This is a genomic window from Hoeflea sp. (genome assembly GCF_039975035.1).
In the GTDB taxonomy this organism is placed as follows: Bacteria; Pseudomonadota; Alphaproteobacteria; order Rhizobiales; family Rhizobiaceae; genus Hoeflea.
This window is the reverse complement of the sequence record NZ_JBDWHW010000255.1, coordinates 1-26,731: the sequence shown is the minus strand read 5'-3', so window position 1 is coordinate 26,731 and position 26,731 is coordinate 1. Positions and strand designations below refer to the sequence as shown.

Below are 26,731 nucleotides of genomic sequence, written 5' to 3'. Positions count from 1 at the left end.
GCTCGATATCGCAATCGCACGATCATGGGCATTTTCATTTTTGGTGCCGATTTTGACACTCGATTGAATCCTTGCGCGAGTCCTTGGAGCGCATTTTCAACTCAAGGATTCGATTTGAACCCAACAGTCACCCGGTTCGAGATCCATTCATTTATCATATTGTTTTCATTTGACCTTTACGGCGCCTCAGCCGTTAGTCATCCGAAGTCTAACACCTTGCCTCCCCCAATTTCTTGGTCTTTGAGTGAAGAACAGCGCCTCAATCGGGTCGCTTCACAACCAGATCAGGAGACGTGACATTGACGAACACAGATCAAAAATTCGATATCGAAAACCTGAAGGGCGATGACCAGACCCGCATCAAGGCGATCGCCGATACCATCCGCGGACATCAGAAAAAAGACACGGACGCGACCTTTAAACTGGGCGCCTTGATCGATGAGGCGACCGACGTAATTGGCGACGACAAGATCTGCGAGCATTGGCTGGAGAACACTTTGGGTATCACAGCCCGGCATGCTCGCAACTATCGTGCAGTGCATCGCAACCTCACTCAGTTCAAACCAAAATGTACGCGACTGGCTGTCTCGCCGACCATCCTGTTCAAACTCGCCCACGCGAACCCCGACAGAATTGAGGAAGTCCTCAAAGTCTTTGAGAGCGGCGATCGTCCACGGGTCCAGGATGTCGCGGTCATGCTAACCGGACCCGCAGATCAGGAGGAGTCTGATCATCCGGTTGAAGACGGTCCCGGGCTGACGGGCCTGGCCAGGTATGGTGCTCAGGTTCAACGAACCCGGATCGCTCGGCTCAAGGAGTTGCTGGGTATCATCCTTCTGGCTGTCATCGAAGCCTATGAACCAAAGCTTCGTGGCAAGGCGGTCGTCAAAAGTCATCTGCGCGAGAAAATCCGTCTGCAAGCTGAAGAGGCTTACAGCACACTCAAGCACATGATTGGCACCTTGCAACGGGACGATCACTGGGCAGCAGCAATCGGGCACCTTCGTCTAGAAGAACCAGACAACAATGGTGGCTGGGCGAATCTGCTAACCACGCTGCATGGCCTCGAGCGGTTCGAAGAGGTTCCGGCACCAGATGCTCCTGGCTTTTTGAAGGACCGCGCCATCCCGCAGCTCCAATGGGCTCTCGGGCTTGATGATGAAGACATCCAGATGATGTTCGCCAAGGCTGCTGAGAAGAACAATCCGAAGAAGGCAGCCAAGAAGGCAACGAAGAGCAAGGGCACGGCGGCCAAGCCAACCCCTCGACCGCAGGCGACACAAAAGCGGGTCGTCAGCGCAAATCAGGACCCGGATCAGAATGCGGAAGGGCAATCTGGAGCTGCCGCGTAACCCTACATGATCTGTTGAACCCGGATGCGCGCCACTGCCCCTCCAGTATTCCTGGAAATAATTTCCGCGCTCCGGTGACTTCCTCATTCATTCCAGGCTGACCCACGAAGGATCCTCCATGTCATCACGCCCCTCATACAAACAACGACTTGCCAAAAAAGCAGAGCGCCAACGGGAGTACCGGAAGCGCATCAAAGACCAGAACCGCCCCTCACGGAACGACATCACCGCGACGCTGTTTCATTACTTCGTTCTCGAGACTGCCAAAGTTGGCAACTGGAAGGATTTCAACAAGGTTATGGAGAAGGTCACTGACAGACTTGTCGACAGAGGATTTGACAGAACGGCCTCCGAAAAGGCGATTGATGCCCTGGTCGATAAGTATGAAGACGGCTGGGAGTTTCAGCGGCGACGATCCGCAGATCATGACTTCGATGAGTAACGCCGTTCTCCTGCCCAGACTCGAGTCCCCCCGTTACTCCCTGGAACGGCGTTCCAGGTGGAATCTCATTACTAGGATGAATGCAAAAGTTTTTTACTTCGTCGCCATCGGCTTTCTAGCCCACACCTTTCAACACTTGCATGTGAGTGCTGTAAAACCCAATATCTGAAATAGACGGCGATTAAGCAGAATCAGTGCGAATTGGGTGCAAATGGGTGTTCTGAACGAGATTAAGCCAGGCTCAGTCGTTTCTGGAATCGTTCCTAACCAAAAATCAGAAGTTATCTCAGTCGAATGGATTGGCGATCAGGCTATCAATGTCGTCTACCGTAATGCAAGCGGAGCGCCGGCCGAGACGACCTTGTACCGTGATGATGAGCACAGGCTTAAGGTGGAAAACCGCGGCCGCAACTGGTCCTTCGACGCCGATGGCGGCCTCTTGCGACTGACGACGGAAGCCAACCGGATCAAACTGGCCCACTTCTTCGATCCCTATCTTGCGATCCACACAAGCATCGTTGACCCACTGCCGCACCAAATCTCCGCAGTCTATGGCGAGATGCTGCCGCGCCAACCGTTGCGTTTCCTGCTGGCCGATGATCCCGGCGCCGGGAAGACCATCATGGCAGGCCTTCTCATCAAGGAGCTCATCGCCCGGAGCGATCTTGAACGTTGCCTCGTGGTCGCACCCGGAAGCCTAGTCGAACAGTGGCAGGATGAACTCGGAGAAAAGTTCGACCTGGAGTTCGACATCCTGACGCGTGACAGGATCGAAACCTCACGGTCCGGCAATCCATTCAATGACTGCAATCGCATGATCGCCAGACTGGATGTCCTGGCGCGAAACGAGGACCTCCAGCAAAAATTGCAGGCCTCGACAGAATGGGACCTGATCATCGCCGACGAAGCCCACAGAATGTCGGCGACCTATTTCGGCAACGAGGCGAAATACACCAAGCGCTATCAGCTGGGCCAGTTGCTCAGTCGCGTTTGCCGGCATTTTCTCCTGATGTCCGCCACTCCGCATAATGGCAAGGAGCAAGATTTCCAGCTGTTTATGGCCTTGCTTGACGGAGACCGCTTCGAGGGCCGTTTCCGGGATGGCGTTCATGTTGCCGATGTCGAGGACATGATGCGACGCATCACGAAGGAGGAGCTTCTGAAGTTCGATGGCCGTCCTCTGTTTCCGGAGCGCCGGGCCTACACGGTCAAATACGAACTTACACCGGCTGAAGCCGAACTCTATTCCGCCGTTACGGAATACGTCCGCAACGAGATGAACCGGGTTCAGCGGTTCGCGGAAGACGACGGGAAGAAACGCAACAATGTCGGCTTCGCCCTCCAGATCCTCCAACGCCGACTCGCCTCGAGCCCGGCCGCGATCTATCAGTCCCTGAAACGGCGCCGCGAGCGCCTGGAAAACGAACTGTCCGAAGCAAGGCTTGCTGCGCGCGGTCTGCGCCCGTCTCCGCCCAGTGCAATGAACGAGGATATGCTCCGGAACCTGGAGGAATACGGCCAGGACGAGATCGACGAACTGGAAGAGGTGATTTCGGCAAGCGCGACGACCGCCGAAACCATCGAGCAACTCGAGCTTGAAGTCCAGACACTCAAGGGCCTTGAAACAATGGCGCTTGGCGTCCTCCGCTCCGGGCAGGACACCAAATGGCAGCAGCTGGACAAGATCCTAGATGATGATCTGATGGTCGATCCGGACGGTCACCGCCGGAAACTGATCATTTTCACCGAACCGAAGGACACGCTTGAATATCTCCGCCAAAGGGTGACGGCACGGCTCGGGCGTCCTGAAGCCGTCGATGTCATTTATGGTAGCGTCACCAGGGAAGAGCGGCGCAAGATCGTCGAACGATTCATGCAGGACCGGGACCTGCTGGTGCTGATCGCCAACGATGCGGCCGGCGAAGGCGTCAATCTCCAGCGCGGTCACCTGATGGTCAACTACGACCTGCCCTGGAACCCGAACAAGATCGAACAACGTTTCGGCCGCATTCACCGGATCGGTCAGACAGAGGTCTGCCATCTGTGGAACCTGGTCGCAAAAGATACCCGGGAAGGCGAAGTCTATGCCCGGCTGCTGGAAAAGCTCGAGGCCGCGCGCGCAGCCTTGGGAGGGCGTGTCTATGATGTCCTTGGCGAACTGTTTGAAGACCGGCCATTGAAGGACCTCCTCTTCGAGGCAATCCAGTATGGCGAACAGGACGACGTAAAGGCGCGCTTGTTCGAAGCTGTTGATGGCGCCGTGGACCAGAGCCACCTCCTCCATCTATTACAAAAGCGTCAGCTCACCGACGACACCATGCCGGAAGCGCGGGTTCAGGAGCTGCGTCTGGAAATGGAGCGCGCAGAGGCACAACGTCTGCAACCCCATCACATCCAGAGCTTTTTCATCGAGGCTTTCAAGCACCTGGGTGGCCGGATCAAACCGCGAGAGGACGGCCGCTGGGAAATCGCCCATGTGCCGCTCAGCGTCCGGGAGCGGGACAGACAATCCGGCATGGGCGCTCCGGTTCAAAAGAAGTACGAACGGATCTGCTTCGAGAAAAGCCGCATCAACGAACAGCCGGTTGCGGCATTCATCTATCCCGGTCATCCGCTCCTCGATGTGATCATCAGCATGATCCGGGAACAGAATGACCACCTCATGAAGCAAGGCGCCGTCCTTGTCGACGATACCGACGATGGCCGTGACGTCTCCGCCCTCTTTCTCCTGGAGCACGGCGTACAGGATGGCAAGGCAACCGCATCCGGCAACCCGAATATCATCTCCCAAAAACTACAATTCGCGGCAATCAAAAAGGCTGGCGAGGTCCATAACGCCGGCATTGCCCCTCACCTCAACCTGCGGCCGGCGACTGGCGAAGAAATTTCTCTTGTCGAGGACCTACTGAACGAGGACTGGATCCGGTCAGATCTTGAAAGGAAGATCGTCCAGTTCGCGACTGTCGACCTGGCGCAGGCCCATGTCGCCGAGGTTCGCAAACGCCGTCTTCCCGAGATTGACAAGGTCGAGAGTGAAGTCAAGCAGCGCCTCAGAAAGGAAATCAATCATTGGGACGCCCGTGCCGCCGAGTTGAGGGAGGAAGAAAAAGCCGGCAAGAAGACGCGTCTGAACTGGCAGAATGCAAAAAGGCGCGCTGAAGAGCTCGCGGAACGTCTCAAGCGCCGTATGGACATGATCGAGCAGGAAAGGCTCATATCCTCCCAGCCGCCGAGGGTCCGAGGAGGTATGGTTGTCGTGCCTAGAGCTCTGCTGGTTTCGCGTTCACCCGATAACACCGCCCGCCAGACCTCCGGCTTCAGTGAAGACCCGGAGGCGCGTCGCAAGATTGAACTCGCGGCCATGGAGGCCGTCATGGCGGCCGAGCGTGCGCTTGGCAACGCGCCTGAGGACGTCTCCGCCCAGAAGATCGGTTATGACATTGCCTCCTATGACCCGAAGTCGGACCATATGCGCTTCATCGAGGTAAAGGGCCGCATCGACAGTGCCGATACGGTGATGATCACGCGACAGGAAGTCATCACCTCCTTGAACGAACCCGAGAAGTTCATCCTGGCGATTGTCCAGATCGGGAACGGCTATGCCCAGGCGCCGCGGTACGTCCGGGGTGCCCTAGATTCCCGTGAACCGCCGTTCGATCAGAACGCTATTCAGTTCAATCTAAAAGGTTTGCTTGAACGCGCAGAGGTGCCAGCATGAACCCATCGATCGAACCGGAAACCTATCCGGATACAAGCAATCGTATATTCGTTCGGATCGCGTCTCAGATTTCTCTAGTAGTCAATGGCGAGGACATCTTCCGCGAACTTCAAGAACGTGTTCTGAAATGGGCATTTGATCCCAGCCGGAATCTAAAGGGTATTCCAGATGGAGCCTGGGACGGTGAATCATTTGAGATAGACGCGGAGCACTCCGAGCGCGCAGCGGCGATCAAACTCGACGACCCAACCTATTGGGCGTTCCTGCTTAGAGAGCGCCTGAAAGACACCAATCGGATATGGACCACGGAAGTTGGGATAGCTCAACGCCGGCCCGATGAAGCAGTATTCGGCTGTCGCCTGATTTGTTCCCAACTTGGTCTGACAGAAACCGTGCCGCGGTCAATACCGAATTTCGTTCGCGGGATTGCCTTCACCCAGAACGCATTACTTGATGGCCGACCTACTTCGGCAGAGCCTTGGATTGTTGATAAAGAGGATGCCGTCGATCAGTTGGTTTCCTTTCTAAATGATCCTGGTCGCAATCATCCGTTAGTAGTCTTCGCGCTCCCGGAAGACAGTAGCGATTTGGACGAAACGGTCCTTCCAGTGAAGCCTTTTATCCGGCGAACAGCTGGCTACGTGCACACAGCGATCATCACTTCAGAAGCATCTTACGAATTGACAAACAAGCTTGGGCGAGAGTTCTCCGTCTATCGCCAGGCGATTAGAACCTATAACCCAGGTTTCGATCCCGACAGTGACCTTTCGACGGCCCATCCCGTCGCCTCGGCAGCTCGGGTGCACAGCTGGGACGATACCGAATTTGATACATTCACCGATTTCCTTGTGCATCAGACATTGCGCCTGACAAGACCGCGCGATGCACTCGAGCGCGTACAGCCTCCATTTCAACAGGTCAAAAGGATCGCCGCCGAACACGCGAGGACGCGCGCATATGCGGCCGGTGAAAGCGATGCGGAACTTCTTAGGCTTGCTGAAGAGGAAGCGGGGGCTGCCAAACAAGAGGCTCAGGCCAGTCTTGAACTGGCAGTCAATGCTGATGTTGAGAAGGAGCAGGCGCTCGCTGAGCTTCGGCAAATCAAAGCCAGTTACATGGTAGTCCAGGCACGTCTTGATGCCTTACAAAATCGGCTCAATAACGGCGGCGCCAAAGAAAAGGACATTCCTGATGATTTGGCCGACCTGGAGAGCTGGGCCAATCAACACCTGGCCGGGTCGGTAGAGCTCCACAGTCGAGCACTGCGAGGTGCGAAGGATTCACAGTACGAGGACGTTTCGCTCATCTACAAAGCCCTGCTGCTTTTGCGCGACTTCTACGTTCCAATGCGCCGCCAGGGCGGTACGGATTTGAAGGAGGCGTTTGAAGCCCGTTGCCGCGAACTTAGTTTAGAGGAACAACCCACCTTTACGGGCGAGCGGGCCGGTGAGCAAGGCGAAACATACTTCGTCAGAATTGGCCAAAAGCGAATAATGCTGGATCGGCACCTTAAGAAGGGTGTGAGCCGCGAACCGCGATACTGCTTCCGACTTTATTTTTTCTGGGATGATTCAACAAGCCAGGTCGTTGTCGGTTGGCTGCCGTCCCACCTTTCCACACGCGCTAGCTAGAGAGCCTATGGCAACTATAGAAAGCAACGCATCGAGGTCGGGCGCCGCTGGAAGCGACTAATTCGGCATCGGTGCAGGAAAAATGTACACCCCGTGCCCCGGATACGTCCGCAGGCAGGCATCAACCGGAACCGTAAATCGAAACTTGGATGAATTGGCATCCATTCACAACAGATTGGCATCAATTGGAAGTTTGCACCGGCCTATGAAACACACCTGTGGAACAGGCACCTCTCCGGTCATCCATAGGTTTCCGGAGGTCGCCGTTCGATCAGAGTGCCAGGCAGTTCGAATTCAACAAGCAACTCGACCGAGCCGGTTCACTTGGGGAGCCTAATTGAGATACGCAGAGAAGAGTTTTGAAATCAGGTTTTGCGCTGCCCTCAGTGCGGCAATAATGCCGTTCAACCGTAATCCAAACTGGTTCGGCTTGACGCAAGCCCAAGAACGTAAAGCGGGGATCGATGCTGTGTTGGGACTTGGTGGCACCCTGATCCTCTTTCAGTTCAAAGCCCAAACTGATAGCCGTATCAAGATCGAGCGGGACCAACTGAACAAACTGACGGCCGTCGAGGCGAAGTACCCCAAAAGCACCTACTACGTTTTCCCGGAAGCGGAGGACATCTATGCAGCTGCGCGTCCCGATTGCATGTTCACTGAGGCTTGGTGCTGCAAGCCATCGGATCTCGACAAAAAAATTAGTTCCAAAGCGAAGTCGGCGTCCTTCGCGGTTAACGCCAAAACATCGGAACTGTTGCAAGCCCGACCCAAGAAGACGGCCTCGATAAGCACCGCGTGCAAAAAATTCGGCTGCTTTTGCCCGAGTACGGCATATGAACACGTTGAAGAGATTCCGGGTTCACGCGGGTTATTTTTCCGTTTGTTGGTGGGCAGCTGGGTTGGTCACGATCGGATAGACGCGTCTTTCGCGGCCCGGGGAATCGGAATACCCATCGGAAAAGATCTGGCGCGTCATCCCATCGACCATGATGAAGATGCAGACAGAAACATAATAACAAGCGCAGAAATGTTTGAAGATCTGCTAGGAGATGGGGCTTACCAAAACCTCGGCTCTGGCCTTCGGGCACTTTTCATCGCGCAATAAAGATCGGGATCGCAATGACCTACAAAAAGAAACTCATCGAGGTCGCGCTGCCGTTGGAGGCGATCAATGCGGCGTCGGCGCGGGAGAAGTCGATCCGGCACGGACATCCGTCAACCCTGCATCTGTGGTGGGCGCGCCGCCCGCTGGCGGCTTGTCGGGCAGTGCTGTTCGCCCAGCTGGTTGATGATCCTTCGGAATATGTCGATCAGCTGCTTGCCGATCCGAAAATGCGGGCCAAAGCCGAGGTGGAACTGAAAGCGAGGAACAAGTTCTGGGGGGAGCGCGAGGCTGCGGCGGAGAACCCGGATCTTGCCGGTCCGGAGCCGACGCTTGAAGACTGTGCGGCGGATATCGAGCGCAAACGCCTCTTTGCCATCATCGAGGACCTGGTGAAATGGGAGAACTCGACCAACGAAGAGGTTCTGGAGCGGGCGCGGGTTGAAATCCGGCGCAGCTGCGGCGGCAAGTTGCCGCCGGTCTATGATCCGTTCTCGGGCGGCGGCTCGATCCCCCTGGAAGCGCAGCGGCTCGGTCTACCCGCCTATGGCTCGGACCTCAACCCGGTCGCGGTGATGATCGGCAAGGCGATGATCGAGATCCCGCCGAAGTTCAAGGATCAATCACCAGTCCATCCGGGCGTAAAGGAGCGGCAGTTCTACCGCAACGCCGAGGGACTGGCGGAGGACGTGAAATACTATGGCGAATGGATGCGCGAGAAGGCGTTCGAGCGCATCGGCCACCTCTATCCGCAAGTGGATCTGCCGAAGGAGTATGGGGGGGGCATAGCGACGGTCATCGCCTGGATCTGGGCGCGGACGGTACCGAGCCCAGATCCAGCCTTTTCGGATGTTCAGGTGCCGCTGATTTCAAGCTTCATGCTGAGCTCGAAGAAGGGAAAGGAGACTTGGATCGAACCCATCGCAGATCGAGGTACCAAGACTATCACATACAGTGTGCGCAGAGGCGGTACTAAGTCAGAACTTGAGGTCGCGGCGCGCGGCACTACAGCCGGCAAGCGCCAAGCTTTTCGCTGTATCATGTCAGATGCTGCAATTCCCTACGACTACATTCGGAACGCTGGAAAAGCTGGCAAGATGGGCCAAGAGCTCATAACAATCGTCGCCGAGAGAAAGGGTGGCCGAGCCTATTTGGCCCCATCACCACACCACAAAAGAACCGCACTATCCGCGGTTCCAGAATGGAAGCCCGAAACCGAACTTCCAGAGAACCCTCGGGATTTTAAGACACCGAACTACGGTTTGACTACGTTCGGTGACCTCTTCACGTCACGTCAATTGGTGGCGTTGAACACGTTCTGTCATCTAATCTCGGAAACTCGGGAGCAAATCAAAGCAGACGCGATAGCAGGCGGCAGAAAAGGTGGTGGTGAACCTCTCGCCGAGGGCGGGGTGGATGCTCTTGCATATGCAGATGCTGTCAGCGTCTTCTTCGCATTTGGCATCTCTAAAATGACAGACTATCACTCAACCATAACGTCTTGGCATCATGGGCGCGAAATCATTCGCAACGCATTCGGCCGGCAAGCACTTCCAATGACATGGGACTTCACCGAAGCGAATCCGTTCTCTCACTCCACAGGAAATTGGGGGAACTGTGTTGAATGGGGTTTTAAGACACTGGATCAACTACAAGTGGCTTCACTGGGTTGCATTGTGCAGCAGGATGCTCAGTCTGCCAGTTATCCGGCTGGAACGGTGATCTCGACTGATCCGCCCTACTACGACAACATCGGATATGCCGATCTATCAGATTACTTTTATGCATGGATGCGTCGATCACTTAGGAACACCTATCCCGAGCTTTTCGGAGTGCTCGCCACACCAAAATCCGAAGAACTGGTAGCAACACCTTATCGGCACGGCACGAAAGAACGAGCTGAAGCCTTCTTCTTGGAGGGTATGGGGAAAGCCATCCAAGAAATGTCGGAGCAGTCTTCATCTGAGTATCCTGCGGCGATTTACTATGCATTCAAGCAGAGCGAAATCGATCAAGATGGCATCAGTTCGACAGGCTGGGCGACCTTCCTGCAAGCGGTAATCGCAGCCGGATATGCTGTTGTCGGCACATGGCCGATGCGCACAGAGATGGCAAACCGCATGATTGCATCGGGAACCAATGCCCTCGCCAACTCGGTCGTCCTCGTCTGCCGCAAAAAGGAGGCTATTACCGACACCATCACTCGTGCCGAACTCATCCGCGCCCTGAAACGCGAGTTACCGCCGGCCATCACCGAGCTTCAGGCCGCCAACATCGCCCCGGCCGATATGCCGCAATCGGCCATCGGCCCCGGTATGGGTGTATTTTCTCGCTATGCGGCCGTTCTGGAAGCCGACGACAGCCCGATGACGGTCAAAACCGCCCTCCAATTGATCAACGCGGAACTGGACGAATTCCTCAACCATCTTCATGGGGAATTCGATGCGGACACCCGCTTTGCCGCGACCTGGTTTGAACAGTTCGGTAACGACAAGGGGGACTATGGCGCGGCCGACAATCTTGCCCGCGCACGGGGCATTTCAGTCGAGAGCGTTAAGCACGCCGGCATTGTCGATAGTTCCGCAGGAAGGGTTCGCATCCTGAAACGCGATGAACTTGAGGGCAACTGGGATCCGGCGACCGACGATCACCTAACCATCTGGGAATGCTGCCAGCACCTGATCAGGGTCCTGGAAAACGAGGGCGAATACGAAGCGGCAGTGCTTCTGAAGAAGATCGGCAGCGACAAGGCCGAGGCGGTCAAGGACCTTGCCTACTACCTCTATGACATCTGCTCCAACAAACGGAAGGATGCCAAGGAAGCGACCGCATACAACGGGCTCATCGCCGTCTGGACAGAACTGACCCGTCAGGCCGCCACAATTCGCCTGGGTGATGGCGAAGTTCAGACCCGGATGGACGTTTAAGGCCCGAGCACAGGAAGAAAACGGCGGAGAGAGGCGTGATGCAGAAAACGGATGATCTCGAGCAGTATGTGGGCCGATTCTTTGGCAACATCGACTTGGAGACCTGCCGCGACAGCAGTGTTTCCCGCCCCCGGGTCCGTCCCCTCACCGGCTTTCCGGCAGAGACACGTGTCGAGTTTCCAAGGAAACTGCGCGAGATGTTTCCGATCGGAACCCGTTTTATTGCCACTGTGAAGGTCTGCCAGAAGCACAAGGACAAGAAACCGCACGGCCCGCCGTACCTGAAGGCCTATGACATTGCCGTCGTCGCGAAGTCGGTTCCGGATGAAGGCCTTGTCGCAAAAGTCCGCTCAGGCAGCATCAGTAGCCTCGCCTACGAATATGTCTGGATCACGAAGTCCTGACGTGCAACGAATAATCCTTGCAACTTTTCGCAATCATACCAGCGATTTGAAACGATCGGGAAATCAGAATGGCCAAGACCGCGCGCCAATATGTTTTTGAAGGCATGGAGCATATGCAGGCAGGGCTTCAGCCCTTCATCCTGCGCGAACTGAAGGCCAAACTTGGAGATGGCTGGTCAAAGGAACTGCTGGAGCGGTTCCCGGATTGGCGCCGGGATTTCGAAAAGGAGGTTCATCTCGACACGCAGAAGCTGCTGAAGGTCATGGAACGTTTCTGGAACGACTGCTTCCGGGATTCGCTGGACCGGACACACAGGTCCATCGTCAACGAGCTGGTCGATGCCCGGAACAAGCTCGCCCATGATGGAAAATTTTCCTACGACGACGCAGAACGGGCTCTGGATTCCATGCGCCGTCTCCTGGAAGCGGTCAGTGCCGGCGACAGTGCAGCCGAGATTGGCAAGATGCGCGAAGCGATCCTCAGAACCAAGTTTGCCGAACTTGCCCGCAATGAGGACCGCAAGAGAAGCCAGGCTACGGCGATTGCCGCGGAAACCGAAGCCGGACTAAAGCCCTGGCGCGAGGTGGTCGAGCCGCATCAGGACGTGGCCACAGGCGAATTCCAGCAGGCCGAATTCGCCGCGGATCTTGCCAAGGTCCACAATGGCAGCGCGCCGGTCGAATACCGCGACGCAAGGGAATTCTTCAGCCGAACCTATCTGACCGACGGCCTCAGCAGCCTCCTCGTCGGGGCTGCCAAGCGCCTGTCCCAAAATGGTGGCGATCCCGTCGTTGAACTGATGACGAACTTCGGCGGCGGCAAGACCCACTCCATGCTGGCGCTCTACCACATGGTGGGAGGTACACAGGTCGCGGATCTGCCGGGTCTGGACCAGTTACTTTCCGAGGCAGGTTTGGACGTCCCCGCCACCATCAACCGCGCCGTTCTGGTTGGCACCTCCTACGGGCCAGCCGATACAGCAGCCCGTCAAAAGGACTATGGCCGGGAAATCCGCACCACATGGGGAGAACTGGCCTTTCAGCTCGGTGGGGAAGACGGCTATGCGCTCGTCGCCGAGCACGACCGCGACGGCATAGCTCCCGGATCGAACCTGCTTGAAGACCTCTTTCGCAAATGTGCGCCCTGCCTGATCCTGATCGATGAATGGGTGGCTTATCTCCGGCAGATCTACAAGCGTGAGGGATTGCCGTCCGGATCGTTCGATTCCAACATTTCCTTTGTCCAGTCCCTGACCGAAGCTGTGAAGGCCAGCCCGGGGACGCTGCTTGTGGCCTCGCTGCCCGCGTCCCAGATCGAAGTCGGAGGTGACGGCGGCCAAGAAGCCCTGGAACGCCTTAAACAGACCTTCAGCCGTGTGGAAAGTCCCTGGCGCCCGGCCAGCCAGGAAGAAAGCTACGAGATCGTTCGCAGGCGTCTCTTCAAGGAAATTTCCGGCGATAACTATCGCCATCGGGACAACGCGCTGAAAAAATTTGCCGCGCTTTATCGGGACAATCCGACCGATTTTCCGAAATCCTGCGCGGAAGAGGACTACCGCCGAAAACTGGAGAAGGCCTATCCGATCCATCCGGAGTTGTTCGATCAGCTCTACACTACCTGGGGAACGCTCGACAAATTCCAACGCACCCGCGGCGTATTGCGCTTCATGGCCCAGGTGATCCACGAACTCTGGATGGCCGGAGATCCATCGGTCATGATCATGCCGGGCAGTGTCGCCATAGGAGCACCCCGTGTTGAGTCGGAGCTGCTTCACTATCTCGACATTGCCTGGCAGTCGATCATCGCGGGAGATATCGATGGCGCAGATTCCGTGCCATACCGCATCGACCAAAGCGCTCCAACGCTGAATCGCTATTCGGCAACGCGGCGTGTCGCCCGGACAGTCTTCATGGGGACGGCTCCTCTGGAAGGCCAACAGAATGCCGGCCTCGATGACAAACGAATCAATCTCGGGGTCGTCCAGCCCGGAGAAAGAGTTGCCACATTCAGTGATGCCCTGAGAAGGCTTTCGAACCAGGCTCGCTTTATGCATGCTGACCTTGGTCGTCACTGGTATTCGATGTCAGCAAGCCTCAACCGCACCGCCGCGGATCGTGCAAGTCAGCTCGAAGAAGCACTGGTCTTGGGCGAAATCGACAAGGCACTTGGTGTTTACGTCAACGGCCTTGGTGACCGTGGACATTTCGTGGCGGTTCAGGTCGCGCCGGACGGCTCCGCTGATGTTCCGGATGAACCGGGCGGCGTTCGCGCCGTTGTCTTTGGTGTCGCACATCCGCATGGCGGCCGCGACGGCTCGGAAGCGATGCTTCTTGCCAGAGACACTTTCATGCAGCGCGGCGGCACGCCGAGGGTCTATCGGAACACGCTGGTGTTTCTCGCTGCTGACAAACGGCAACTCGATCTTCTGACCGACGCTATGCGCGCGAAAATAGCTTGGGGTCAAATCCTGAGGGATGCAGACAGCGGGCGGTTGAACTTGAGGGCTAGTGAGCTGGCGCAAGCTAAAGAGAAAGCACATGAGGCGGAAGATACGGTGAAGACCCGTCTCAAGGAGGCCTGGTGCTATCTCATCTATCCGTACCAGGAAAGCGCTCAGACGGATGTCGAGTTCTCTTCTGCAAAGCTCGCAGCACAGGACGGCCTGCTCCTGAAAGCTAGCCAGAAGCTCGTCGCAGAAGAAGCTCTATTCCCTGAGATCGGCCCGAACCGTATGAATGGCAAGCTGGAAGCCTTCGTTTGGCACGACAAACCGCACCTGCATCTGAAAGACGTCTGGGAATACGTCAATCGCTATCCTTATCTGCCGCGCCTCAAAAACCGCGACGCATTGGTGAAAGCTGTGCAGACGGCGATCGGCGGTCTGGTCGGTGGCAAATTCGCTTATGCCGAACGCTTTGACCCGGCGAGCGAGACTTATGAAGGTTTGGCGATCGACCAGAGCGGCTCCGCGCTGGTAACCATCGACAGTGAGAGCGTCATCGTCCGTCCGGACGTTGCTGAAGCGCATCGGCCCAAACCTGCGGAGGCCACCGACACAACAGGACTTGGCGGCAGCACGGTTACCGGCGCTGGAGGGGAAGAAGGCACGACACCTACCGGGGGCCAGCAGCCGACCTCCGGCGGCGGTGGTCAACCTGAGATTCCAGTAGAGGCCAAACCGACCCGCTTCATCGGCTCCGTGTTGCTCTCCCAAGATCGGCCGGCGCGAGATATGGGACAGATCGTGGAAGCCATCATCGAGCAGCTGACCACCCTGCCCGGCGCCGAAGTCACCCTGCGCCTAGAAATCGACGCTGAGGTTCCTTCCGGGCTTGACCGCGGGAAGGTGCGTACCCTGATTGAGAACGCCAATACGCTGGAGTTTGAGGACAAGGTGGTGAAGTGATGCGGGAAGGTGGTTGATAAAAAATGGGGCGCGGGAGTTACCTTGGCGGTTCGACTATTATCACTCCTGGATCAAGCTGGTTCTCGAAGTCCAAAGAGCGGCGAAAACTGACCAAAACAGAGGAAGAACAACGCGCGCGGCAAAAGCGATTGAAGAAAGAACGCGCCGCCGCAAAGCAGGTGCAGGACCAAAAGCGGGCAAAGGAAAAAGCGGCAAAGAAGCAAGCGCACCGGCGAGAACAGCAAAAGAAAAATTAAGACGTAGAGCGGAAGCGTCGGGAGGAGGCAGAGCGGAGAAGAAATGATCCGAAACATCTCGCTCTTCTTGAAGAACGCCGCTGTGCCCAGGCGGAACGGATGGGCAAAATCGTAGTAGAGGTGAAGAAGCCCAAGAAGAAAATAGTCAAGGCGGCGGTTGCGAACTGACATCCCCCCACAACCACAGCAGCCTCCCTCCCTTAGGGTTTCTTGAGATCTTTCCGAAAATGAGGTGCCCGGACCTAATTACCAGGTCACCCAAATTGGTGTAGGGAACCTCCCGTCCTCCTGTAATTTGATGTCGAAGCGAAGATTAGTAAGTGCCTGCGCTTGCGCTGTAGCGTCAGTGTCATGCGCAAATCGAGTTGATCTTAACGATGCATCCCGCCACGCTCCGAATCCTTGATCAAGGAAAACACTAACTTCTGCCCCGTCGTCGAACCTAATGGTTAGCGACCGCGCGTGCGCGCTGTCCGCTTTGGATACGAGACGCACATTTGCTGCCGGAAAGAGCTCCGCGAGAACGTTGCGACGTAAATCATCACTTTCCCAGTTATGCCAGAGGAGATAACCAGGCCGTCCTTGCTGCCCGACCGCCTCGGTCACGATCTCAAATCCAGTTGAGTTGTTGCGTAGAGGCATCGTGCGCCAAACTTCATAAAGCAGGCGTGCTGGTAGTGGTCCACGCAAATACCGGTCATTGTAAATGACGTGTGTTATTCGACGCCCTTCTGCAAAGGCTTGCGGACGAAGGGCACAAGCGATTTTCCAAAAACGAGTTCCAAATTTTGCGACTGCCCCATCCAGTTCAGTCGTCACGTCTTTCTGTGCAGAGTTGCCCTCGCCATATGCAGCGATTTTCTCAAGAGAAAGCGCAGGAGAAAGTTCCATCGCAGCCTGCGGTCCACGGAGCGCGGGCGCCTTCGCAACCGTTCCCCAATTTCGATCAATATGAGCTGCGTCCGGATCCGTCGTCGCGATTGCCAGGTCGACACCAGACAGTCGTACCTCTGCCAATATCGGTGCGTCACCAATCTTCGGCAAAACGTCAAGTCCATACAATCGCGCGCCACTACGCGTGACGAGTCTTACAAGGTCAAGTTTCTGAGACCTTTCAAGGGACTGAACATCTGACCACCACAAAACAACCGAAACCGGCACCCCGGTCCTCGCCGCTTCCTCCGCAAGGCGGACGGCGGGCCATTCCGCAACGTCCCACCGTGACGGCGGATCGGTCAGAAAGAGGGTCAGACGTTCCAACTTGCGGAGATTTAGCTGCTGATGTGCCCAACCAGTCAAAGACTGAGTAACAGGGCGTGTGTGAGGGCCGAACAATCGCAGTTCCACTGGCAGGTCGAGCCGCGGAAGGATTTCTTTTTGCAGGCATTCCAATGCTCCGCGCCTATCCATTCCACCGGAATACTGAAGATCGCGTCGAAGAACACATTCAGGGCAGCCATTTTCACACGACGCCGGACAATCAAGCCGTATTGCAGCATCACGCAAGGTGCTTGGCAGGTCTTGTCCTGCGGAGCTGGCGAAACCGGTACCGCCTGATGCTTTGTCATAAAGAAAGATTGAACTTCTTCGATCATCATCTGGCCGAAGGCTCGGAGCTACGGCCAAGCCAATCGTCTCGGCATCGACCCCAAGGCGCGCAGCAAGTGCCTCCCGTAAAGCAGAACCGATCGCTGCGGCCTGCTTCCTGCCAATATCCGTGTTCGCCAACGCATCAAATTGTAGTTCAAACACGTCAGTCATCATTTCAGACCCCAGCCGCACATGGCGACGGATCTTACGTTTGACTTCCTCGTTTCCAGGGCAGCGACCATCGTGCCGAGTATTGTCGCGAAGACGTTGCAGCGGAAAATGATCTTTCAGACCATGAGGAAGCTTTGCGGCGTCTTCAAATTCTTCTGCTTCTGCCCGACCACAGGCTATGCACACAGCATACCCAAGCCCGAATTCACCTGACGCCGAAACCAGAACTCGCCCTTCACGCGCGGTCCTGTGACGCCCGACTTCCGGATCAGGGAGCGAGATCCACTCCTCCGGATCTGCCGAGACTCTTGGCTGGTCCGGAGGGACAAACGATAGTTGTTCATACGCGCTGTGTGGCTTCTTTGAACCAAGGAACCCAGATGGACGGAGCAATTCATGCCTCTGCACCGGAGTACCACACCGAGGACATGCCGATACATCCGCGCGGCTTACACCGAAGGCGTTGCATTTCGAACAAGCGTAGAGCGTGCGCAAGTCTTCAACCGCGCTGGGGTCATTCCGGTTACCCCAGGTTGGCTGTACTCCTTCGGAACGGTGCACAAGTCCGTTAATCACAATCTCGCATCCGGGCGAATATTCTCGGATTGCAATATCCAACGACCGCGATGGACCAGCATCGGCTCCATCGCGACCTGCATGATCGAAGGTAACGACATCGACCGGAAAGCCATATGAGGGAGTGAACCCACGCCGAGCGAGTTCGGCCATCATGAATTCGTCCCGCATCCTTTCGGCACGCTTGCCATACATCCGATTAGCAGGCTCGTCTTTCGGATAGGCTGCTTGTGCCTCAAGCAACTGCTCATACTCGCCACGCCATCGGTCTCTCATACTGGCGAAATCCGATTCGGTGCGTGCGACGAGGCCCTCATAGCCTGCGAGACACGTACCTAATACAAGTGTTTGTACTGCGAGACTTACCGTATGGGCTTCTCCCCAATCCCCTTGGAGCGCAGAAAGAAATCTGTCTGCAACGCTGTCCGGCATGAACGGTGTCTCCCGTTCCGGAGTGGCTCCCATAAAGGATGCCATGTTCGTCTTGATATTGACGCCTCCCCCTTCCCTGAGGAATAGACCAAGAAGCAAAGCATTCACATGCCGTTGAACAAGAATCGCCGAGTCAAGCCGCACCTGAGGCGCTGCGACCTGCGCCTTCAACAACCTCGCCGGGTCGCGGAAAATCAAGTTGTCGAGCGGCAGGTCCTTGCAAAACGTAAAAGCCATTGCCCAAGGCTCACCTCGGCGGCCAGCCCGGCCTATACGCTGACGATAGTTGGCTGGAGACGGTGGAACGTTTGTATTTACAACGAGCCCAACATCCGGAATGTCGACACCCATTTCCATGGTGGTGGAACAATTCAGAACATTAATCTGGCCCTGCCGGAATTCTTTTTCGTAGATTTGAAGGCTCAGTCGATCAATCTGCGCTGAATGTTCCTGCGCGCGCAAAAACGGCGAAAATTCGGCAGTTCGGTCATGCAAATCCGTCCAATGCCCATCACTCCGAAGCTGAGCAACACATTCATCTTTGGCTAGCCATTCTCGGAGTTCACGGCGAACCTCGTGGGATGTACCTTGCGGAGCGGCCAGAGGCAGTGCTGGCATTTTCACGGTACGAACCAATTCAGGATTGGTAACCGCATTCATTGAAACATTTGCGGGGGCATATGGCAATAACCTGCGCGTGATCGGACACTGATACGCAGTCTCGATCGGAGCGATGCTGGCTTGGTTCATATCCAATCGCCAGGCACCTGATGCCGCAGGAACAATGACCTTGGACTGCCGTAGTGCTTCCCAAATTGCAGCAAGAACCTGCCCGGCTCTTTCCGAGTCCACAGCGCTGTCTCGAGTGCCATCAACAAGACGGTAAATGAGTCGCGTGAGGGCCGCATCTCCGAAAGCATGAGGGAAAAATTTCGGGTTTTTGACCCCGGAAGAATGCTCCTTTGACAGACCGGGTTCCATCACCACCGAAAGCACGCTGCGCGGAGAAATCCAATGCCGAACGTCGGCGGGCTCTTCCGGCAGATTTATTGCAAGGTTTGTGCGGAACACCATGTCGATTGCAGCATGTAAAATGTCAGCCCAAACATTTTCTCCATGCCCTGCTTCGAGAAGAGGAGTGGGTTGTTTCAGTCGGGCACGGTCGGTAAGACCTTTGAAAAGCAGTCTAGCAACACCCATCGTTTCGGCGTTGTTCTGAAGACGCGGCCTTCGAAACAGTTCACGATAAAGGAAAAGTTCCGCAAGTGCCTTCGGATCCTCTGCGAGCGCTATGTCTCCTTTGGATGGTCGATCGCGCCAGACGGGTCGAGCGAAGTTCTGGAATTCTTCATTCCTTGCAATGCGCTGGACCATGTCAGCCCAAACTACCGCTGTGTGACCACCTTCCGCCTCCTTCAGAGCGGTCACTTTTTCTTCGAGTGTGCTCGCGAGACTAGGAATGGCTTTGACTGCTTCCGTTAACCCAGCAATCTGTTCACGTAATTTGGCTGCCTTGTCAGGATCGCCGGACCGTTCCTGCACCGAGTGGTAAACGACGGCCCTTGTCAGTGTGCGTTCGGCCTCTTGCTGTAGTTTGGCTGAGAAACGTGCCGTGCCTTGTCGGCTGTCAGTGAAGGAAAGCAATCGGCGTCCATCAAAGGGAACTGGATGATCGGAAAGGTTCGGCTTCGACGCCTCGATCAGGAGAGGTAAAGCGTTCCCCATCAGGAAGGGAGCCCCAAACCGTTGCGGTCGTACCGTAACCCCTTTGTGGCCAGCACGCTCACAACACCCGCGTTCCGAAGGCTCTAAAATTGAAAGCGCAACAACTCGATCCTCCTGAGCGGGTATCTCGAACAAAGCACTATCATGTAGCCTAATAAAGTCGCGTCCGCCGGCAACAGGCGGACCTACAAGGACGCGTTCAGAAACACTGCCAGCGTCGGTCGTGACGTCGTTATCTTCGTCCGGCTCAACATCCAGAATATACTCATCATCAACACCAAGATCGCGAGCGGGACGCAAGAACCGGTTCGGCCGTTCATGTATAACATCTGCGCGAAGCCAAGGAGTACCACATTCATCGCAGGCCCCGACCTCGAAGACCGGCGCACCGCATGTACAGCGATCCCTGTCCGTAAGGTGGATTTGCCCGAACGGCCAATCGCTTCCTTCTTCTAGCAGATTGGCGCTCTTGTCAGGACAAGATGGATCAATACAGGTCCAGAGTCCTCCTTGGGCGCGATGAAAAACGTGGAGACGCCATGGCGCCAGTGACACGCCGGAAGCGGGATCGCGAGCCTGTGCCCCCGCTTCAAGAATTCGTAATGTTCCCGCGACAGTTTCTGGATCTTCGGGATCACGACCAAGCAACCGTGCAGACTGCCGGAGACCGATCCCGCCGTCTCTCATTTGGCTTCGAATTTCCCTAAAGACAGGATGTCCCGCAAGCTGCTCCCAAAGCGCACTTTCGTCACTTGGTAATGTGTCAGGATCAATAGCCCTATCTTTCCCGATAGCGGGCAAATCAGGTTCCCGTTCCTTGCCTTCAATGACCTCAACTTGGGAGGGTTCCAAACCGGCAAGGTCGGCGAGAAATGAACGTAGCGTTTCGCGCGCTTCAGCACCTTCGCCGATTGTCGCCGAAGTGGCTGCTAAACGCACATCACTCGGAGCAACGCCAAATGCCTCGCGCACACGTCGTAGGAGTAGTGCCATCTCGGCAGCTTGGGCCCCGACATAGCTATGCGCTTCATCGAGAACGATCCAGCGCAACGTACCCTGTGATTTCTCAAGGATCGAACGATCCTGAGCCCGCATGAGCATATATTCCAGCATAGTGACGTTGGTCACCAAAAGCGAAGGTGGATCGTTCCGCAGTGTCTTGCGGTCTCTGATCTCGGCACCACGACGCTTCGGTCCAGGAATATTATCCGGCAAATGTCGGTTATAGAGCGCGTAAGACAGTCGGTTCGACAGCGGGTCCATCCACGCTCCAAGACGTTCCTTCTGACTGTCGATCAGTGCGTTAAGCGGATAGAGCACGATAGCCTGGATGCCAGTATGTCCCGGGCGATGTTGCCGAAGTAGGTCGTTCAACAACGGGATCATAAAACACTCAGTCTTGCCCGAGCCCGTACCACTCGTGACCATGAAGCTCCGACCGGCCTCAGCCGCCTCCCATGCCCGGAGTTGGTGTAGATATGGCGCGACATCTTCGCCTATACGGGGCCATCGGCGCATGTTCTCGCTACCGTCGTCGAGATGGTTTCGATCGAGTGCCGCAACCAAGTCTTCTTCCAATAAGCTTCCCGCAAGACCGTCGAGACAGGTATCCGCTCGCTGCCAGACCCGACCGGCTTCAAAGACCGGATCCGCGACAAATGAATCTGGCCGTCCAGCTCCACCATGGAGACGTTGGGCGAGTTCTTTGCGCAGAGTAGAAGACCGAACACGCCCTTTTCCGATTACTGCGTCAGCTGCGCGGTCGTTTACACGAGACAGGATGTCGGCGTATCCGGACTGAGGCAATGCAATATGGTTCTTCATGGTTTTCTTATCTTATTCATCAGACTGTCTATCCAGGCCACTGCTGCTGGCAGAGCTACTTCAAACGTTCCCACATCGGTCTGGATTGCTTGAATTAATTCAACTTGTTGCTTAGTCGTCGGTCGGCCACGCAATCCAAAAGCAACTTCTGCTATGAAAAGCGGCGCATCGATCAACCCACGCAGGGCATCGCTGAACCGGCTGAAACCTGTCGGTCGGTTATTGGCCAGAATTTCATAAAGATGCGGAGCTGTAGTCGCATTACGCCGGATCATGTCCTCTGCCGATGAAAGCAAGGATTGTTCAGGTGCATGAATCCCGACTGGTAGTTCACCCAAACGCTTTACCAAACCGCCGATTGCAGCAGGTTCAGTTTTTGATAGGCCTAACAGGGCATGCCCTGATAGTGCTGGTCGTAATCGCAAAATATCGGAAACCTTTGACGCGATCCCATCGCTTACAAGTTCCTCGGTTTTGTCGGCCAGTGCCGGGATTTTGGAAAGTTCAGAGCGCAGCGTACCCGCTTCCATACCAAAGGCTGTCGCCCAAGTATCTGGCGAAACGAACATCCACTTTGGACCGCCATGCAATTCTAGTGACAACATGTCCTCAACCTCAGAGGCATGCACACTCAGCAGTAGACGCACAGCGATCTCTGGTGCTTGACACAAGGCATGTACCTGATCGAGCGAAGACGGCGACACACCATGTGAAAAGAGGACGCCTACGAGTTTCGCGAGTTGCAAAAGATCAGTACCCGCCGAGTTTGATCGATACAGCTCAGAAAAATAGGCTATCCGGTCCGCTCGTCGGGGAGCATTGGCACCAACCAAATCGTCAGGAGCTGGAATAATAATCGGTCGAGGCGGACGAAGCGGAGCATCACCGTTGCGAGGTAACAAAAACCAACGCCCAACTCCGAGTTCTGAAAGTCCATCAGCGTTGACATTGAGAACCCTCAACGGATCATCCATGTCAACGGCGGTGATTACCAAATTTGAATCAAATTCAAGTTTCTGCTCATCACAAACTAAAACTTTGTCATTCTCCAACCGTGTTTCATCAGCGCCATAACGTAAGACTATCCTAGGAGACTGCCCGCCACCTGAAATAACCCGCAGACGCAATTCGGAATCAGGACCACCAGAAACAAGTAGCTCTTCAAAAAGATGGCGAAGAGCAGAAAGCGGTTGCTCGACCGCAATGGAACAGCCAGTGACAGCGTTGATTTTAGCTGAAGACCCTACAAGCCTTACACGCAAATCGGTCGAGATGTTTTCAGCTGGCACTACCCTCCAACATCTCAAGTCCTGCATGCCAACAACAAGATCTCGGGAGAGAACCTCGCCGCCCAAGTCTTGAAACTCCCCTCGCGCCCTTGGCAAGTCCAATGCCCAATTCAGAGGACGCGATCCATCGGGACTCGCAAGAATAAACGGTAAGCGACCACGCTTTGACACTCCGGAATAAAGCGGCACCTCGGCTATGCCCGTGTCCGCAACACGCACCGTTCCAGAATCACCCACCCGCAAACTCCAACCCGGCGGCATCCGTTCGAACAATAGAACACGGCCTCCAACGCCCGAGTTTCCAACCTCCTGAACCTGAACGTCCTCCGGCACTACGTAAACGGTGACGCGTGCCCCAACACCGCCGACGCCCTCTTTCACCGCCAAGTCAACACGACCCAGGGGTTGGTTTTTAGGTGTTCCAGTTTTCCAATGTCCGCGCGAGCCCATTCGATGGAGCGTTTCGGAGGACTTCAGTTTGTGGAACGCTCGTCCTGCCCGGCGATGCAGGATCGATGGCATCCCCTTGAAAACGGGAGTTCCTCGTCCGTCCAAGATGCGGTAATCGAGTGGGCCAATCGGTTGTATCTCTTCGCGTTCGTCCTTTTCTGCGCTGGTCTTGATCGAAGCATTCCCACCAGAGATCAAAACTCTACCTTCACCAGACAAGCGCCATAGGCGACCACCATTGATTACTCCATCCGCCTCCGAAGAAATGTCCCCTAAACAATCCGGCCTCTCATTTAAGGGAGTAAGCAGCCATATATGCGGGTCTTCGGTTTGAATTGATGCTCGTCCAGCGAATGTGAGAGCTTGAGCTCTTTCATTCCCCATCTCAGCAACACGCCAAAACAGTGGGCCGGAGCCAACTTCCAAGGGTTCTCCTCCCGCTAGTCGAACGCGGCAAAGAAACTTACCGTCGGCCATTGCAACTAGATCGGCTGCGGTACCGATTTCAACTGAGAACCGCGCTGTGCGCCGTGCGCTAATGCGTTGACAGTCCCAGGGCTCTCCGCAGGCATCGCGATCAAGGGAAAGAAGGAGATCAGGTACGACAGACGCAAGTTGCCCGGTAGGAGCAAGGCGCAAGCGACGTCTGTCGCGCTCTATTCCTGCGATTAGCTCAGGCGCAATCTCTGCCTTGTCTTCAACTTCGATCCAAGAAGACCATTGATCATCCGTTCCGCGATAGAGCACCCGGCAAAAGGGATCGGTAACCAAGCCAGATTTGCGGGTTACCGAGATAGCTTCGGAAAGGAGGCTACGTGCGGCATCACCATCTAGCCTTAATGAAAGGCCGTCACGCCAAGTGGGTTCAACTTCGTCTAGCCAAGATTCTACTTCATCCGCTTGAAGAGGCCCGGGCGCCAAAGCCCTAAGCTCCAACACCTGTATCGCAAAATCGACAAAAAGATTTCGGAACTCTTCCGTTTGATATCCCCTTGGGAAACGGAGTGTTCGCCGCCCAGCGAATCCGAGAGCTATTTCTCGTGGACAACCGAGTCCCATACGCGACAGGTCAGCCACAAGACCAACGATCGCCGTCCTGTAGCCACCCTGCCCGCTCAATAATTTGACTGGTATTCCACCTTCGGCAGCAATGGTGCGCAGGTATTGCGTTCCACCTTCCATGCGTCCAATCGGACGCTTTAGTCGCCTTAGACCTTCCATTGTTAATTCGCGCAAATCTGCTTGGGAGATGTCAAGACTTAGGGGGTCTGTCAAAAATTCCCAGGAAAGAACACCACCATCGTATTCACGTCGGTATCTCTCGGCAGCCCATAAGACGAATGGCACTGCAACCGTAAAAATGGATCGCTGAGAGAAACCACGCTTAATCTCTGTTTCGAGCAATAGATGCTGCTCTTTGTTTAACCGATAGGCATGGAGTGGACGGCCATCCGGAAAGCCATCAACAGATCCAAGCATTCGATCTACAATTGTCAATCCACCACCCCCCGCACCATATCGACCTAAGCACCATCTATGCTGGGTATGCCAGATGCCGATAGACAACTTATGCGGCATTGGTAGATTCGTCGAGCGAGGAGGATAGTCATTACATTTTGATTTTTCGTTTGGGCTTTAACAACGCCGGTTTGAGCATCTGAAACTGGTGAAATTCATCCTTGACTGATACCCAAAGCCGCGGCACTAATGTGGGCCTCACCGGACATCCGGAACGGTCTTTTGCATATTAATATCAAAGACTTGTTTTAATTGGCTGAGAATCCAGGTTCCCCAGCCAACTAATTCTCAAATAATTGATATATAAAGAGAAAACAGACGACAAAATCTGTGCTCTCAGTCGATTCGACCAACTGGTGCCCAAATGCGCCATTTCGGAAACGGGATGACGGTTATGGCTCGGCGACACGACGTTCAAAACCTCCTGCGCCGCGGAAACATCTGGTACTGGCACCCGCGCATACCATCGGTACTTTTTCAATCTGATCATAACCGGAAGCTGTCATTCAGCTTGAGGCAACCCGACCACGAGCGTGCAAAGTTCATGGCACGTCGCCTCAATACCATGCTTGCTGAATTGCGATTTCGACGGGATTTGAAAATGACACGGGAAGACAGTCTGAAAAAAATGTTCAAGGCGGAAATTGATCGCATGAACGACCTGATGGACGATATCGTGACCGCCGCCAAGGCAACTGGCAGCCACGACAATCCCGGAAGCAACCGCAGCCTACAAGCACGGTGCAACTCTATCTGAGTGTCAGACTGGAATTACCTTATAATTTGTGCCGACAATCGACCACACCAATCACCAAGATTGCGATCGCGACAGAGTTCGCCAACCAGCCCCAATTCTCGAAAACCTTTCGCGGTTTTTACGAAGTGTCTCGGTAATCGCCACCACTTCAAGTGCTAACAGCAGCAAGAACAGAAAACGGTTGATGGGCGGGGTGTCCCCCGCCTATCACTAACCAGTTGCGAAGACAGCTGCAAAGCGTCTCAAAAAACAAGGTAAGCCGCAAAGGTACTTATTGCTCGCAAGCATTTGATCAACGTAACTGCAATATTCAAACTGCCCACATCGCGATGATCGAAGCCGTCGGCAAAAAACAGTTACTTGCCAAGTACCTCTGTCACAGCCTCGGCCATCGCTGCCACGACAGTATCGGCCTCGCCACGGGTCAGACACAGCGGCGGGGCGAAACCCATGATGTCGCCTTGTGGCATGGCACGCGCGATGACATTCCGCTTCAGAAGCGCTGCGGCGATAGACGGCCCAACTTTCTTTGCCGGATCGAAGAAAACACGGTCCGCCTTGTCTTCAACAAATTCAACAGCACACAACATGCCCTCTCCGCGAACGTCACCCACATGGGCATGGCCACTCAGGGCATCAGTCATCGCGGTATTGAAATAGCTGCCGATTTCACCAGCGTTCGTGACCAGGTTCATCTCATCAATGAGTTTCAGATTGGCAACACCGGCCGCTGCGCCAATCGGGTGTGCCGAATAGGTCCAGCCATGACCGATAGGACCATTCTCGTCAGTGCCCTGCTCCAGCACTTTCCACATGTCTTCACCGATTATGGATCCGGACAACGGCGCGTAAGCGGACGTCAGGCCCTTTGCGATTGTGATAATGTCCGGCTCGATACCGTAGTGGGTTGAGCCCATCATTGTGCCGAGACGACCGAACCCAGTCACGACTTCATCGGCAATCAGCAGGATGTCGTGTTTCTTCAGTACCTTCTGGATAGCTTCCCAGTAGCCTTGCGGTGGTGGCACAATACCACCTGTCCCCAGGATCGGCTCTCCTATGAACGCGGCAATGGTATCAGCACCTTCACGTTCAATGAGGTCTTCCAGCTCACTGGCACAATGGGCGACAAAGTCGGCTTCCGACATGGAAAGGTCAT

General features: G+C 55.3%; 14 protein-coding genes. 10 read left to right on the top strand and 4 right to left on the bottom strand.

The window, feature by feature from the left end; all coding sequences use genetic code 11:
- The 9 genes from ABJN75_RS22890 to ABJN75_RS22850 all read left to right on the top strand — a co-directional run.
- Positions 1 to 297, top strand: a 297-nt coding sequence (locus ABJN75_RS22890) for a hypothetical protein (RefSeq protein WP_348441966.1), incomplete at its 5' end; no start/stop codon positions are given.
- A gap of 2 nt (positions 298 to 299) precedes the next feature.
- The gene (locus ABJN75_RS22885) at positions 300 to 1,352 is read left to right on the top strand and encodes a hypothetical protein (protein WP_348441964.1); all 1,053 of its coding nucleotides are present in this window, start codon (positions 300 to 302) and stop codon (positions 1,350 to 1,352) included.
- 118 nt (positions 1,353 to 1,470) lie between these two features.
- On the top strand, positions 1,471 to 1,794 hold the full coding sequence (locus tag ABJN75_RS22880; RefSeq protein ID WP_348441962.1) for a hypothetical protein: 324 nt from the start codon (positions 1,471 to 1,473) through the stop codon (positions 1,792 to 1,794).
- Positions 1,795 to 2,005: 211 nt separating this feature from the next.
- The gene (locus ABJN75_RS22875) at positions 2,006 to 5,512 is read left to right on the top strand and encodes a DUF3883 domain-containing protein (RefSeq protein ID WP_348441960.1); all 3,507 of its coding nucleotides are present in this window, start codon (positions 2,006 to 2,008) and stop codon (positions 5,510 to 5,512) included.
- Positions 5,509 to 7,143, top strand: a complete 1,635-nt coding sequence (locus ABJN75_RS22870; protein WP_348441958.1) for a hypothetical protein — start codon at positions 5,509 to 5,511, stop codon at positions 7,141 to 7,143. The genes ABJN75_RS22875 and ABJN75_RS22870 overlap by 4 nt, the downstream gene beginning before the upstream one ends.
- A gap of 337 nt (positions 7,144 to 7,480) precedes the next feature.
- Positions 7,481 to 8,248, top strand: coding sequence for a hypothetical protein (locus ABJN75_RS22865; protein WP_348441956.1), 768 nt, complete (start codon positions 7,481 to 7,483; stop codon positions 8,246 to 8,248).
- A gap of 14 nt (positions 8,249 to 8,262) precedes the next feature.
- A complete protein-coding gene (locus tag ABJN75_RS22860) occupies positions 8,263 to 11,172 on the top strand; it encodes a DUF1156 domain-containing protein (protein ID WP_348441954.1) in 2,910 nt (969 codons plus the stop codon).
- A 35-nt stretch (positions 11,173 to 11,207) separates the two neighbouring features.
- Positions 11,208 to 11,576: a hypothetical protein gene (locus ABJN75_RS22855; RefSeq protein WP_348441952.1), complete on the top strand. Its 369-nt coding sequence runs from the start codon at positions 11,208 to 11,210 to the stop codon at positions 11,574 to 11,576.
- Between the two features lie 68 nt (positions 11,577 to 11,644).
- Positions 11,645 to 14,983: a DUF499 domain-containing protein gene (locus ABJN75_RS22850; RefSeq protein WP_348441950.1), complete on the top strand. Its 3,339-nt coding sequence runs from the start codon at positions 11,645 to 11,647 to the stop codon at positions 14,981 to 14,983.
- 71 nt (positions 14,984 to 15,054) lie between these two features.
- Here ABJN75_RS22850 and ABJN75_RS22845 read toward each other — a convergent pair whose 3' ends face one another.
- The 3 genes from ABJN75_RS22845 to ABJN75_RS22835 all read right to left on the bottom strand — a co-directional run bounded on the left by ABJN75_RS22845 (position 15,055) and on the right by ABJN75_RS22835 (position 24,794).
- Positions 15,055 to 15,411: a hypothetical protein gene (locus ABJN75_RS22845; RefSeq protein WP_348441948.1), complete on the bottom strand. Its 357-nt coding sequence runs from the start codon at positions 15,409 to 15,411 to the stop codon at positions 15,055 to 15,057.
- A 75-nt stretch (positions 15,412 to 15,486) separates the two neighbouring features.
- Positions 15,487 to 21,558 carry a DEAD/DEAH box helicase gene (locus tag ABJN75_RS22840; protein WP_348441946.1) on the bottom strand — a complete coding sequence of 2,024 codons (6,072 nt, stop codon included), beginning with the start codon at positions 21,556 to 21,558 and terminating at the stop codon, positions 15,487 to 15,489.
- The gene (locus ABJN75_RS22835) at positions 21,555 to 24,794 is read right to left on the bottom strand and encodes an STY4851/ECs_5259 family protein (protein ID WP_348441944.1); all 3,240 of its coding nucleotides are present in this window, start codon (positions 24,792 to 24,794) and stop codon (positions 21,555 to 21,557) included. The genes ABJN75_RS22840 and ABJN75_RS22835 overlap by 4 nt, the downstream gene beginning before the upstream one ends.
- A 406-nt stretch (positions 24,795 to 25,200) precedes the next feature.
- Here ABJN75_RS22835 and ABJN75_RS22830 point away from each other — a divergent pair, with 406 nt between their 5' ends.
- Complete coding sequence (locus tag ABJN75_RS22830; protein ID WP_348441942.1) at positions 25,201 to 25,572, top strand: DUF6538 domain-containing protein; 372 nt, start codon at positions 25,201 to 25,203, stop codon at positions 25,570 to 25,572.
- 356 nt (positions 25,573 to 25,928) lie between these two features.
- Here the strand turns inward: ABJN75_RS22830 and ABJN75_RS22825 are convergent.
- On the bottom strand, positions 25,929 to 26,731 hold an 803-nt coding region (locus ABJN75_RS22825), incomplete at its 5' end, for an aminotransferase class III-fold pyridoxal phosphate-dependent enzyme (protein WP_348441940.1).

Coding starts and splice junctions, on each gene's coding strand:
- ABJN75_RS22880 (WP_348441962.1), top strand. CDS start 1,471: ATGTCATCACGCCCCTCATACAAACAACGACTTGCCAAAAAAGCAGAG.
- ABJN75_RS22875 (WP_348441960.1), top strand. CDS start 2,006: ATGGGTGTTCTGAACGAGATTAAGCCAGGCTCAGTCGTTTCTGGAATC.
- ABJN75_RS22870 (WP_348441958.1), top strand. CDS start 5,509: ATGAACCCATCGATCGAACCGGAAACCTATCCGGATACAAGCAATCGT.
- ABJN75_RS22860 (WP_348441954.1), top strand. CDS start 8,263: ATGACCTACAAAAAGAAACTCATCGAGGTCGCGCTGCCGTTGGAGGCG.
- ABJN75_RS22850 (WP_348441950.1), top strand. CDS start 11,645: ATGGCCAAGACCGCGCGCCAATATGTTTTTGAAGGCATGGAGCATATG.
- ABJN75_RS22845 (WP_348441948.1), bottom strand. CDS start 15,411: ATGTCAGTTCGCAACCGCCGCCTTGACTATTTTCTTCTTGGGCTTCTT.
- ABJN75_RS22840 (WP_348441946.1), bottom strand. CDS start 21,558: ATGAAGAACCATATTGCATTGCCTCAGTCCGGATACGCCGACATCCTG.
- ABJN75_RS22830 (WP_348441942.1), top strand. CDS start 25,201: ATGACGGTTATGGCTCGGCGACACGACGTTCAAAACCTCCTGCGCCGC.